The organism is Paracoccus shanxieyensis, from assembly GCF_009711265.1.
Taxonomy (GTDB): Bacteria; Pseudomonadota; Alphaproteobacteria; order Rhodobacterales; family Rhodobacteraceae; genus Paracoccus; species Paracoccus shanxieyensis.
Genome location: NZ_WMII01000008.1, coordinates 1 through 12,936 on the forward strand (window position 1 = coordinate 1; position 12,936 = coordinate 12,936).

The 12,936-nt window shown below is 65.0% G+C and carries 12 protein-coding genes; 3 read left to right on the forward strand and 9 right to left on the reverse strand.

What is annotated here, in order from left to right; translation table 11 throughout:
* Nucleotides 1-309: DUF3885 domain-containing protein (locus GL284_RS21470; RefSeq protein ID WP_155044414.1), on the forward strand; the 309-nt coding region annotated here is incomplete at its 5' end.
* A gap of 83 nt (nucleotides 310-392) precedes the next feature.
* Here the strand turns inward: GL284_RS21470 and rnr are convergent.
* Entirely contained in the window at nucleotides 393-2,648 is a 2,256-nt protein-coding gene (gene rnr, locus GL284_RS09700) for a ribonuclease R (protein WP_155044415.1), read from the reverse strand.
* Between the two features lie 161 nt (nucleotides 2,649-2,809).
* Between rnr and GL284_RS09705 the strand changes: the two genes are divergently transcribed.
* Nucleotides 2,810-4,450, forward strand: a complete 1,641-nt coding sequence (locus GL284_RS09705) for an FMN-binding glutamate synthase family protein (protein WP_341870343.1) — start codon at nucleotides 2,810-2,812, stop codon at nucleotides 4,448-4,450.
* Between the two features lie 26 nt (nucleotides 4,451-4,476).
* Here GL284_RS09705 and GL284_RS09710 read toward each other — a convergent pair whose 3' ends face one another.
* From GL284_RS09710 to purC, 8 genes are all read right to left on the reverse strand, one after another.
* Entirely contained in the window at nucleotides 4,477-4,698 is a 222-nt protein-coding gene (locus tag GL284_RS09710; RefSeq protein ID WP_155044604.1) for a formate dehydrogenase subunit delta, read from the reverse strand.
* 11 nt (nucleotides 4,699-4,709) lie between these two features.
* A complete protein-coding gene (gene fdhD / locus GL284_RS09715) occupies nucleotides 4,710-5,507 on the reverse strand; it encodes a formate dehydrogenase accessory sulfurtransferase FdhD (RefSeq protein WP_155044416.1) in 798 nt (265 codons plus the stop codon).
* Between the two features lies 1 nt (nucleotide 5,508).
* Complete coding sequence (fdhF, locus tag GL284_RS09720; RefSeq protein WP_155044417.1) at nucleotides 5,509-8,388, reverse strand: formate dehydrogenase subunit alpha; 2,880 nt, start codon at nucleotides 8,386-8,388, stop codon at nucleotides 5,509-5,511.
* The gene (locus tag GL284_RS09725) at nucleotides 8,385-9,911 is read right to left on the reverse strand and encodes a formate dehydrogenase beta subunit (RefSeq protein WP_155044418.1); all 1,527 of its coding nucleotides are present in this window, start codon (nucleotides 9,909-9,911) and stop codon (nucleotides 8,385-8,387) included. Before GL284_RS09725 ends, fdhF begins: the two co-directional genes overlap by 4 nt.
* A complete protein-coding gene (locus GL284_RS09730; protein WP_155044419.1) occupies nucleotides 9,908-10,387 on the reverse strand; it encodes a formate dehydrogenase subunit gamma in 480 nt (159 codons plus the stop codon). The genes GL284_RS09725 and GL284_RS09730 overlap by 4 nt, the downstream gene beginning before the upstream one ends.
* An 80-nt stretch (nucleotides 10,388-10,467) precedes the next feature.
* Nucleotides 10,468-11,340, reverse strand: a complete 873-nt coding sequence (locus GL284_RS09735; protein ID WP_341870344.1) for a LysR family transcriptional regulator — start codon at nucleotides 11,338-11,340, stop codon at nucleotides 10,468-10,470.
* A 93-nt stretch (nucleotides 11,341-11,433) separates the two neighbouring features.
* On the reverse strand, nucleotides 11,434-11,673 hold the full coding sequence (gene purS / locus GL284_RS09740) for a phosphoribosylformylglycinamidine synthase subunit PurS (RefSeq protein WP_155044606.1): 240 nt from the start codon (nucleotides 11,671-11,673) through the stop codon (nucleotides 11,434-11,436).
* 24 nt (nucleotides 11,674-11,697) lie between these two features.
* Nucleotides 11,698-12,462, reverse strand: a complete 765-nt coding sequence (purC, locus tag GL284_RS09745; RefSeq protein ID WP_155044420.1) for a phosphoribosylaminoimidazolesuccinocarboxamide synthase — start codon at nucleotides 12,460-12,462, stop codon at nucleotides 11,698-11,700.
* Between the two features lie 147 nt (nucleotides 12,463-12,609).
* Here purC and GL284_RS09750 point away from each other — a divergent pair, with 147 nt between their 5' ends.
* Nucleotides 12,610-12,924 (forward strand): DUF1476 domain-containing protein, encoded by a 315-nt coding sequence (locus GL284_RS09750; RefSeq protein WP_155044421.1) that lies wholly within the window; start codon nucleotides 12,610-12,612, stop codon nucleotides 12,922-12,924.
* Nucleotides 12,925-12,936: the final 12 nt, after the last annotated feature.

Genomic DNA, 12,936 nt, shown 5'->3' on the forward strand with positions numbered 1-12,936 from the left:
AAGGTCTCGCAACCCGAAACTTGTCCGAAGATCGACGGTGACCGCCAGCGTCACCAACGGCCGCGCGCTGCGCTACGCCGAAGGCTCCGCGCGCGGCCTCCTACACCATGTGTTGGGACACTGCCCCTCGGCTGCCTCTCCAGCAATTACATTATTGATCGGTCCCGTTCTGTTATCCTGCATATCTACGATGATCGCGGGATGGATGTTGCAGCGGGCCATCCTTCAGCGCTTCGGCCTTTATACGAGAAATTCAATTGCTGGCTGCTGGATCATGACCGCGAAAAAATGGATCTTATCTTCGGTTGAGCCTCACTGCGGCGCTGTTTGGTCACCTGTTCGATACCACGAGGGTTGGAAGACAGCACCGATCAAACCGGTTGCAGTCCCCCCTAAACCCTTTTCCGCCGCCGCTTTTGCGCGCGCTTCACCTCGGCCAGCCGGGCTTGCGTTGCGCGTTTGCGCATCGGTCCGCCCTTGCCGCGGCGCGATCCGCCTTGTGGCAGGGCGCGGCCCTCGATTTCCAGCAGTTCCAGCATCAGCCCGCCGGTCAGCGGCACGGCCTCGGACAGGCGCACGGTGACGCGCTGGCCGATGCCGATTTCCAGCCCGGTTTCCGATCCCATCAGCACCTGCGCCTCGGGGTCGTAATGGAAATATTCGCGCCCGATCTCACGGATCGGCAGCAGCCCGTCGGCGCCGGTTTCGTCCAGCCGGATGAAGGCGCCGAATTTCTGCACGCCAGAGACGCGGCCGGAGAACTCGGCCCCGACCCGATCCGAGAGATAGGCCGCCAGATAGCGGTCGGTCGTGTCGCGTTCGGCCGCCATCGAGCGGCGCTCGGTATCGCTGATCTGCTTGGCGGTATCGGCCAGGTTTTCGACATCCCATTGCGACAGGCCGTCATCGCCCCATTTATGCCCGGCGATCAGCGCCCGATGCACGATCAGGTCGGAATAGCGCCGGATCGGCGAGGTGAAATGCGCATAGGACCGCAGGGCCAGCCCGAAATGGCCATAGTTTTCCGGGTGATAATACGCCTGCTGCATCGAGCGCAGCGCCGTCATGTTGATCAGCTCGTCGAAATCCGACCCCGCCGCCTGTTCCAGAAGCCGGTTCAGGTGGCGCGTCTGCAGGACCTGCCCCTTGGCCAGGCTGAAGCCCGAGGCCTCGGCCACCTCGCGCAGCGCATCCAGCTTTTCGGTGCTGGGTTCTTCATGGACGCGATACAGCAGCGGGCGGCGCAGTTTTTCCAGTTCCTCGGCGGCGGCGACATTGGCCAGCACCATGAATTCCTCGATCAGCCGATGCGCGTCGAAGCGGTCGCGGAAATTGACCGATTTCACCCGCCCGTCGGGCGTCAGGATGATCTTGCGTTCGGGCAGGTCCAGTTCCAGCGGCTGGCGACGGGCGCGGGCCGATTTCAGCAACTCATAGGCGTGCCATAGCGGCTTGATGACCGCATCCAGCAGCGGCGCGGTCTGATCGTCCGGATTGCCATCCGCCGCCGCCTGCGCCTGTTCATAGGACAGGCTGGCCGGGGAATGCATCATGGCGCGGTGGAAGCTGTGGCTGGTCTTGTTGCCCTGCGCGTCCAGCCGCATCCGGACCGCGATGACCGGCCGGTCCACGCCCTGATGCAGCGAACACAGATCGCCCGACAGCACATCGGGCAGCATCGGCACCACGCGGTCGGGGAAATAACTGGAGTTGCCGCGCTTCCTCGCCTCGCGGTCAAGGGCCGAATTCGGGCGGACGTAATGCGCGACATCGGCGATGGCGACCCAGATATCGGCGCCGCCATCGTCGCGGATTTCGGCGGCTACGGCGTCGTCATGGTCGCGCGCGTCCGAGGGGTCGATGGTGACCAGCGGCAGTTTGCGCAGATCCTCGCGGCCCTTCATGGTGGCGGGCTTGGCGGCGTCGGCCTCGGCCATGACCTCATCGGGGAAATCGTCGGGAATGCCGTGCTGGTGGATGGCGATCAGGCTGACGGCGCGCGGCGCGGAGGGATCGCCCAGCCGTTCGCTGACCCGCGCCAGAGGCAGGCCGATGCGGCCGCGCGGGCCGACCTGCTCGGCCTCGACCAGCTCGCCGTTCTGCGCGCCATGGGCGTCGCCGGGGCGCACCTGCCATTCCTTGTCGCTGCCCTTGTCGATCGGCATGATCCGTCCGCCCGCATCGGGGTTCGCGCCCGCACGGTAGATGCCGACGATCTTGTGGCTGACCGTGCCGATGCGGCGGATCAGACGGGCCTGATAATCGTGATCCTCGCCCCGCGTCTCGATCAGCCTCGCCAGCATGCGTTCGCCGGGGGCCATGGCGGGATCGGATTTCAGCGCCGCATACAGGATGCGCGGCATCGGGCCGTCGCCCTGCCATTCCAGGGGCTTCACGAAGATGTCGCCATCCGCATCGGGCGGCAGCAGCTGCACCACGGTGACGGGCGGCAGCTTTTCGGCATCGTGATAATGGCGGCGGCGACGCTCCAGCAGGCCCTCGGCCTCAAGCTCTTTCAGCATGCGCTTCAGCTCGATCCGCTCGGCGCCCTTGATGCCGAAGGCCTTGGCGATGTCGCGCTTTGCGGTTGCATCGGGATGGGCCGAAACCCAGTCGAGAATCTGTTGTCGGGAAGGAAGCTGTGCCATGCTGGCACGCTAGCACGCGTCCGCGCGGCACGGCAGAGGTAAAAAAGCCCGGACCGGCCTTCGCGGATCAACGGAAATTTCATGATAGCGTCTTAGGCTATGCACGAATCTGGGGGACAGGATGGCGCAGCGCCACCCCCGGAACCGCCGGAAGGAACACCGTGACCCACCTGCACAACATCGCCCGCTACAGCGCATTCGCCCTTTGCATTCTGGGCGCGGTCTTTTCCGCCATCGTGCTGGGCCTTGGCTGGCGCTTCAGCGGGGTTTTCCTGCTGGTCTTTCTGGCGCTGACTGTCGTGGGCATCCGCGATCTGCTGCAAAAGCGCCATTCGATCCTGCGCAACTATCCCGTCATCGGCCATATCCGCTTCATGTTCGAAGAGATCCGCCCCGAAATGCGGCAATATCTGATCGAAAGCGACACGGATGAGCTGCCGTTTTCGCGTGAGACCCGCAGCCTCGTCTATCAGCGCGCCAAGGGGCAAGAGGATAAAAAGCCCTTCGGCACCACGGAACGGGTCTACGATTCCGGCTATGCCTGGGTCACGCATTCCATCGCGCCCAAGGTCATCACCGATACGGATTTCCGCGTGCTGATCGGCGGTCCGGATTGTCGCCAGCCCTATTCCGCCTCGCTTTACAATATCTCGGCCATGAGCTTCGGGGCGCTGTCGGCGAATGCGATCACCGCGCTGAACACGGGCGCGCGGCTGGGCGGTTTTGCGCATGATACCGGTGAAGGGGGCATCAGCCGCTATCACCGGCAGAATGGCGGCGATCTGATCTATCAGGTGGCCTCGGGCTATTTTGGCTGCCGGGATGAAAATGGCCGCTTCGACCCGGAAAAGTTCCGCAGTCAGGCCGCCGATCCGCAGATCAAGATGATCGAACTGAAGCTGAGCCAAGGGGCCAAGCCCGGTCACGGCGGCATGTTGCCCGCCGCCAAGATCAGCCCCGAGATTGCCGAAGCGCGCGGCGTGCCGATGGGCGTCGATTGCATCTCGCCCCCCGCGCACAGCGCCTTTTCCACCCCGATCCAGATGATGCAGTTCATCGCCCATCTGCGCGATCTGGCGGATGGCAAGCCGGTCGGCTTCAAGCTATGCATCGGACACCGGCGCGAATTCATGTGTATCGTCAAGGCGATGCTGGAAACCGGCATCACGCCGGATTTCATCGTCGTCGATGGCAAGGAAGGCGGCACAGGCTCGGCCCCGCTGGAATTTTCCAGCCGCGTCGGGATGCCGATGCGCGAAGGGCTGCATTTCGTGCACAACACCCTGCGCGGCGCAGGTCTGCGCGATCGGATCAAGATCTGTGCGGCGGGCAAGATCGTCACCGCCTTCGACATCGCCCGCGCATTGGCGCTGGGGGCCGATTGGTGCAATTCGGCGCGCGGCTTCATGTTCGCCATCGGCTGCATCCAGTCGCAATCCTGCCACACGAATGCCTGCCCGGTCGGGATCGCCACGCAGGACAAGCTGCGCCAGCGGGCGCTGGATACCGGCGACAAGGCGCAGCGCGTGGCGCGGTTTCACCGCAACACCCTGCACGCGCTGGCCGAGATTGCGGGTGCGGCAGGGCTGAATTCGCCCAGTGATTTCCTGCCCTATCACTTCATGTTCCGCCATAATGACGGCACGTTTCAGGACGGGAACGAGGCGTATCCCTATATGCCCGAAGGCTTCCTGTTTTCCGACCAGCCCTCTGAGGAACTGGATGTCTGGCGCAGGCGCTGGAAACGCGCCAATGCCGAAACCTTTGCGCCGACGGAAATTCCCAGCGGGCGGTTCAACTAGCGCCGCCGGGTCGGCTGCGCCCATGCTCAGATCTGCTGCGTCACCCGCACCAGCGCGGCGGCCTCGCGCACGATCGGGTCGGCCTCGGCGCCCTCGCGGATCAGCGCCACGAAATCCTGCCGCATCTGCGGGGCCCAATTGTCGTTGATATGCGCGGCCACCGCCTGAGACGCGGGACGATCTGGCTGGTGGCGAAAGAAATCGGCCATCTGCGTGGCCATGCGGATCAGTTTGTCATTGCCGGTCATGCAGCGGTCCTTCATGGGGCGGTCCTGATGCGGTCTGGATGGGAATAAAGCTCGAAACTGTCGCCACGGGCGCGGGCGATCAGCGTGATCCCGGCGCGTCGGGCCCAATCCAGCGCCAGCCCGGTCGGCGCGCTGGCACCGATCAGCACCGGCGCGCCGATCCGCGCGGCTTTCTGGACCAGATCGACCGACAGGCGCGACGACATGACGATGGCCCCCTGCCCGGCAGCAAAGCCCGCCAAGGCCCCGGCCAGCTTGTCCAGCGCATTGTGGCGGCCGACATCCTCGCGCACCGTGGCCGTCGCGCCGTCCCAGAATGCCGCGCCATGGATGGCGGGCGTCGCCCGGCGCAGGATCTGCCCCTCGGACAGGGCGCGCATGGCCCGACCCACATCCTGAGGCGGCATCGACCAGTCCGAATTGACCGGCACGACCGCAGGCAGGGCGGCGGCGATGCTGTCGACGCCGCACAGCCCGCAACCGACTGGACCGACCATCGACCGCCGCCGTTCGGCCAGCCCCGCGGCCAGACCGGGACGCAGCCACAGCCGCGCCTCACGCGCGGGGAAGCCCTCAGCCTGAACTTCGGCCTCCTCGAAATCCAGCACATCGGCGGGGCTGGCAATCAGCCCCTCGGTCAGGGCAAAGCCCATGGCGAAATCGCGCAGGTCCTGCGGCGTGGCCATCAGCACGGCCTGCGACATGCCGTCGATCACGATGGCCACCGGGCATTCCTGGGGCTGGGGCGGCGGGGCGGCGTGATGCCAGCCGCCATCCCAGCGCAGCGCGCCGTCCGTTGCGTCCCGCATCTTATTCGGCGGCGGTGGGCAGGATGCGTCGCGACAGGTCGGAATGGCTCTGATACTCCTCTTGCCAGTCCGACGGGCCGTTCGAGGGGCTGACCTGCACGGCCGTCACCTTGAATTCGGGGCAGTTGGTGGCCCAGTCGGAATTGTCCGTGGTCACCACATTGGCCTGAGTCGTCGGGTGATGGAAGGTCGTATAGACCACGCCGGGTGCCACCCGTTCCGTAATCAGCGCCCGCAGGCTGGTATCGCCGGACCGCGAGGCGACGCGCACCCAGTCGCCGTCCCGCACGCCCCGGTTTTCTGCGTCCGAGGGGTGGATTTCCAGAACATCCTCGGCGTGCCATGCGACGTTGTCGGTGCGCCGGGTCTGCGCGCCGACATTGTATTGCGACAGGATCCGCCCGGTGGTCAGCAAAAGCGGGAAGCGCGCGCCGGTGCGTTCCTCGGTCGCGACATATTCGGTATGGATGAACTTGCCCTTGCCGCGCACGAAGCCGTCGATATGCATCAGGGGCGTGCCCAGCGGCGCCGCCTCATTGCAGGGCCATTGCACCGAGCCTTCGCGCTGCAAAAGGTCATAGGTCACGCCGGTAAAGCTGGGCGTGGTCATCGCAATCTCGGCCATGATCTCGCGCGGATGGCTATAGCTCCAGTTGCCGCCCAGTCGGTTGGCCAGCATCTGGGTGATCTGCCAATCCTCATAGCCGTTCTTGGGCGTCATGGCCCGGTTCACCAGATTGATCCGGCGTTCGGCATTGGTGAAGGTGCCATCCTTTTCCAGAAAGCTCGACCCCGGCAGGAACACATGCGCGTAATTCGAGGTCTCGTTCAGGAACAGGTCATGCACGATCACGATGTCCATCGCCGACAGCGCGCCGGTCACATGGCGCGTGTCGGGGTCGGATTGCACGATATCCTCACCCTGACAGTAAAGGCCGCGGAAGCGACCGGCCAGCGCCTCGTCGAACATGTTGGGAATGCGCAGGCCGGGCTCGGGTGACAGTTCCACCCCCCAGACGCGCTGATACAGCTCGCGCGTGGCCGGGTCGCTGACATGGCGATAACCCGGATATTCATGCGGGAAGCTGCCCATGTCGCAGGAGCCCTGCACATTGTTCTGGCCGCGCAGCGGGTTCACGCCGGTGCCGGGCACGCCGATATTGCCGCACATCATCGCAAGGTTCGCAATGGCCATGACGGTGGTCGAGCCCTGCGAATGTTCGGTCACGCCCAGCCCGTAATAGATGCTGGCGCGCGGTGCGGCCGCATAGGCCCGCGCCGCCTGACGGATCAGATCGGCCGGCACCTTGGCAAGCTTCTCGACCTCCTCGGGCGCGTGTTTCGGATCCAGCACGAATTCCGCATAGGCCAGAAATTCGTCCCAGTCGCATTTCTCGCGGATGAAGGCCTCGTCATACAGCTTCTCGGCCACGATCACATGCGCCAGCGCCGTGACCACGGCGACATTGGTGCCGGGCCGCAGCGGCAGATGCAGGCTGTCGCCCATATGCGGCGTATGCAGCAGGTCGATTTCACGCGGGTCGATGACGATCAGCCCCGCCCCCTGCCGCAGCCGCTTGCGCAGCCGCGAGCCGAAGACCGGATGCCCGTCGGTCGGGTTGGCGCCGATGACCAGCGCCAGATCGGTGTCCTCGACCGAGTCGAAATCATGCGTCCCGGCCGAGGTGCCAAAGGCGGTTTTCAGGCCATAGCCGGTCGGCGAATGGCAGACGCGGGCGCAGGTGTCGGTGTTGTTGTTGCCAAAGACCGCGCGCGCCAGTTTCTGGACCAGATAGGTTTCCTCATTGGTGCAGCGCGACGAGGTGATCACCCCGATGCTGTCGCGGCCATGATCGGCCTGCGCGCGGCGCAGCCGGTCGGCGGCGAAACCCAAAGCCTCATCCCAGCTGACCACGCGCCAGGGATCGCTGATATTCTCGCGGATCATCGGCTCCAGCTTGCGGTCCTGATGCGTGGCATAGCCCCAGGCAAAGCGGCCCTTGACGCAGCTATGGCCCCGGTTGGCCTTGCCGTCCATGCTGGGCACCATGCGCACGACTTCCTCGCCGCGCATATGCACGTCAAAGGAACAGCCGACACCGCAATAGGCGCAGGTGGTTTTCACGATATGCTCGGGCGTGCCGATTTCGATCACCTTGTTCTCGATCAGCGTCGCGGTCGGGCAGACTTGAACGCAGGCGCCGCAGGACACGCAGTCCGAGGACAGGAAGCTGTCGCTTTCCATCCCGGCGCTGACCCGACTGTCGAAACCGCGCCCCTCGATGGTCAGCGCGAATGTGCCCTGCACTTCCTCGCAGGCGCGCACGCAGCGCGAACAGACGATGCATTTCGCCGGGTCGAAGGTGAAATAGGGGTTCGACTGGTCCTTGGGCCGGTATTCCGGGTTTGGCCCCTCGGCCGTGCGCTTGGCGAAATGGTTCGCGCCCGGCTCATAGCGCACCTCGCGCAGGCCGACCGCGCCCGCCATGTCCTGCAATTCGCAATCGCCATTGGCGGCGCAGGTCAGGCAGTCCAGCGGGTGGTCGCTGATATAAAGCTCCATCACCCCTTTGCGGATCGCCGCGACCTCATCGGTCTGGGTGCGCACCACCATGCCCTCGCCCACCGGGGTGGTGCAGGACGCGGGCGTGCCGCGCATCCCGTCGATCTGCACGACGCAGAGCCGACACGAGCCAAAGGCGCTGACATGATCGGTGGCGCACAGTTTCGGCACGCTGATCCCGGCCACGGCGGCGGCGCGCATGACGCTGGTGCCCGCCGGAACGCTGACCGGGATGCCGTCCACGGTCAGGTTGACGATGACATCGGACTTGACCGCAGGCGTGCCCATGTCGCGGTCGGGGATGATGAAGTCTTTCATTCTGCGGCCTCCTTCCGGGGTTCGCTGCGCCCGTGGAATTCGTCAGGGAAATGCGTCAGCGCCGACATCACAGGAAAGGGCGCAAAGCCCCCCAGCGCGCAAATCGAGCCCCATTTCATCGTGTTGCACAGGTCTTTCAGGACCGGGATGCCGTCCTCGTCGCCGGCGGCAATACGGTCGATCGTTTCGACCCCCCGGACCGAGCCGATGCGACAAGGCGTGCATTTGCCGCAGCTTTCCAGGGCGCAGAACTCCATGGCAAAGCGCGCCAGCTTCAGCATGTCGGCGCTGTCGTCAAAGACGGTGATGCCCGCGTGCCCTAAAAGCGCGTCCTTGGCGCCCAGCTCCTCATAGCCAAAGGGCACGTCGAAATTCCAATGCGGCACATAGGCGCCCAGAGGGCCGCCGACCTGCGCCGCCTTGACCGGACGGCCGCTGGCCGTGCCGCCGCCGAATTCCTCGATGATCTGGCGCAGGGTCATACCGAAGGGCGCCTCGAACAGCCCGCCATGTTTGACATTGCCGGAAATCTGGATCGGGATCGTGCCCTTGGACCTTCCGATGCCCAGTTTCGCGTATTCCGGCCCGCCATGCGCCAAGATCCACGGCACCGTCGCCAGCGAGACCAGATTGTTGACTACGGTTGGACGGCCCAGAAACCCTTCCAGCGCCGGGATCGGCGGCTTGGCCCGCACCGTGCCGCGCTTGCCCTCCAGACTGTTCAGCAGGCTGGTCTCCTCGCCACAGACATAGGCGCCGGCGCCGACCCGAACCTCCATGTCAAAGGCATGGTCCGATCCCAGCACCGAGGCGCCCAGAATGCCCGCCTGCCGGGCCTTGCCGATGGCAGCCTCCAGCACCCGGATCGCATCGGGATATTCGCTGCGGCAATAGACATAGCCCTGCACCGCGCCGACCGCGATGCCGGCAATCGCCATGCCCTCGATCAGGACCAGCGGATCGCCCTCCATGATCATGCGGTCGGCGAAACTGCCGCTGTCGCCTTCGTCGGCATTGCAGACGATGTATTTGCGCGGGGCTTGCGCACCCGCCACGGTTTTCCATTTGATCCCGGTCGGAAAGCCCGCGCCGCCGCGCCCGCGCAGCCCCGAGTCGGTCACGTCCTGCACCACGGCCTCGGGCCCGATGTCCAGCGCCCGGCGCAGCCCCTCCAGCCCGCCATGCGTCTGATATTCCTCGACCGACAGCGGGTCGATCACGCCGACGCGGGCAAAGGTCAGCCGCTGCTGCGCCCGCATCCAGGGCAGATCCTCGACCGGCCCCAGCGCCAGCGGATGATCGGCGCCGCTGCGCAAGGCATCCAGCAGACCGGCCACATCCCCGACCTCGACCGGGCCGTAACCATAGCGCACCCCGCCCCGCTCGACCTCGACCAGCGGCTCCAGCCAGATCATGCCGCGCGTGCCGTTCCGCGTGACGGTGAACTCGCGCCCCAGCGCCTCGGCCACATCGTCAGCACCCAAGGCCTTGGCGGCGGCGTCCAAAGGAACCCAGACCCTCATGCCCCCGCCTCCTGCACCATGCGCTGCACCTTCTCGACCGTCGCCCGGCCCAGCAGCCGCTCGCCCATCTGGGCCGAGGGCGCGCAGGCGCACAGCCCCAGACAGAACACCGGCTCCAGCGTCAGCCGCCCGTCCGGCGTGGTCTCATGGAAATCAATGCCCAAGGCCGCCCGCACCCGATCCGCCAGCGCATCCGCACCCATCGACTGACAGGCCTCGGCGCGGCACAGCCGCAGCACATGCCGCCCCGAGGGATGGTCCCGGAAATCGTGGTAAAAGCTGACCACGCCATGCACCTCGGCCCGCGTCAGGCCCAAAGCCGCGGCAATCACCGGCTGCGCAGCCTCGGGCACATATCCATATTCTGCCTGAATATCGTGCAGGATCGGCAGCAACGGCCCCTCACGCTGCGCATGCAGGGCGATGATCTCGGCAATAGATTCATAAAAATCAGCGGCTTCTTCGGGGATACTCATGGCTGGGGCGGTCCGGGCTATGTGCAATATCCCGTCAGGCTAAGGCCCGGATCATAGCCTGAACAATCGCAAAGTCCCGTCTATTGATCGAAGGCGCCTATTGAATCCGCAGTTTTCAGCAAAGCCTCGACCAGCGGCGGATGCGGCTCACGGCGCGCAACGACCAGCCCGACCAGATGCCCCTCGCCGCTCAGATCCCGCACGCCGACGCCCTCGGGCAGACGCAGACCGCGCGCAATGCTGTGCGGCAGGATCGCCGCCCAGTCGCCCGTCGCCACATGCGCAAGGATCGCCAGCATCGAGGTCGATTCGACCCGTGCCATCGCATCCGCCCCGACATCCAGAAGATGCCGCGTGACGATGCGGCGGTTCTGCATGTCAGGCGTCAGCAGACACAAGGGCCGCGCGGCGGCCTCGCCCCAGTCGACCGGGCCGGTCTTGCTGTCGCGCGACACAAGGCAATAGGTCTCGCGATACAAAGGCAGGCTCTGCACCCGGCCCAAAGGCTCGCTGTCCAGATAGGTCACGCCAGCATCCAGCTCCATCGCCTCGATCTGCTCGCGGATCTCATCCGAAGAACGCGACAGGATCGACACCCCGGCATTGGGATGGCGGCGCAGGAACGGGCCGGTCAGTTCGGCAATCCGCGGCATGGCGGTGGGAATGACGCCCAGACGCAGCAACCCCGACACGCCCTTGCGCCGGGCCTGCATCTCGGCCTGCATGGTCCGGGTATCGCCCACGATCCGGCGGGCCCAGCCCAGCACACGCTCCCCTTCCGGCGTCAGCCCCTGATAGCGCGATCCGCGTCGCACCAACTGGACGCCAAGCTGTTCTTCCAGTGCCTTGATGGCCGATGACAGCGACGGCTGGGTCACGCCCAATGCTTCCGCCGCGCGGCCGAAATGCTGCTCGCGCGCCAGAACCATGAACATGGACAGCTTGTCGATCACGCGCACCCCCTCCCCAAAAGGCGCCCGTCTTCCTTGTTTTCCAAATACCCCGCGGGGGGTCCGGGGGGCGCGAAGCCCCCCGGTCACCAAGGATCAGACGATCTCGACGGCGTATTTCTCGATGACGGTATTGGCCAGCAGCCCCTCGCACATGCGCGCGACCTCGGCCTTGGCGCCCTCGGCATCGGCCGAGGCCAGATCCAGTTCGATCACCTTGCCCTGACGCACGCCCGAAACGCCCTGAAAGCCGAGCCCGCCAAGCGCGTGGCGGATCGCCTCGCCCTGCGGATCAAGAACGCCGTCTTTCAGCATGATGGTGACACGGGCTTTCAGCGTGGCGGTCATGGGGGCAGTCCTTCAGTTGATCAGGGTAGGCTTGGTCAGCGAGGTGGTGTTGGCAGGCATCAGGCCCAGCCGGCGCGCCACTTCGGTATAGGCATCGGTCAGGCTGCCCAGATCGCGGCGGAACACGTCCTTGTCCAGCTTCTGGCCGGTCTTCACATCCCACAGGCGGCACGAATCCGGGCTGATTTCATCGGCCACGACAAGGCGCATGAAATCGCCATCCCAGATGCGGCCGATCTCGATCTTGAAATCGATCAGCTTGATGCCCGCTCCAAAGAACACGCCCGACAGGAAATCATTCACCCGCAGCGCCAGGGAAACGATGTCGTCCAGATCCTGCTGGCTGGCCCAGCCAAAGGCGATGATGTATTCCTCGGACACGAAAGGGTCGCCCAGCTCGTCGTTCTTGAAGCTGTATTCGACGATCGGGCGCGGCAGGGCGGTGCCCTCTTCCATGCCCAGACGCTTGGCGATGGACCCTGCGGCGAAGTTTCGCACGATCACTTCCAGCGGAATGATCTCGACCTGACGCACCAGTTGCTCGCGCATGTTGATGCGGCGGATGAAATGGTTCGGCACGCCGATATTGGTCAGCCCGGTCATGAAGAACTCGGACAGGCGGTTGTTCAACACGCCCTTGCCCTCGATCGTGGCCTTTTTCTGGGCGTTGAAGGCGGTCGCATCATCCTTGAAATACTGGATCAGCGTGCCCGGCTCGGTGCCTTCGTAAAGGATCTTGGCTTTGCCTTCGTAGATCTTCTTGCGTCTTGGTGCCATGCTGCGCGTCTCCCGTCCGCAAGGTAACCGTTCTTTTATTGGCCTATAGGCCAGAAACGGGGTCCGGGGCAATACGGGCTTGCGATGGGATGCGCCCCTCGTCATACCATTGGCCGTGTCAAGCCGACACAGAAGCCGGAGGCCGCCATGACCACCTTTGACGACCGCGAACGCGCCTATGAAAACAAATTCGCCCATGATGCCGAACTGAACTTCAAGGCCGAGGCCCGCCGCAACCGCCTGCTGGGCGAATGGGCGGCAGGACTTCTGGGCATGAACGGCGACGATGCGCGCGCCTATGCCCTGACCGTCGTGACCTCGGATTTCGACGAGCCGGGCGATGAGGACGTGTATCGCAAGCTTGCCGCCGATCTGTCGGACAAATCCGATGAGGCCACGATCCGCGCCAAGATGGCCGAACTGCGCGTTACTGCGCGCGAACAGATCCTGAAGGAAAGCTGATCGGGCACGCGC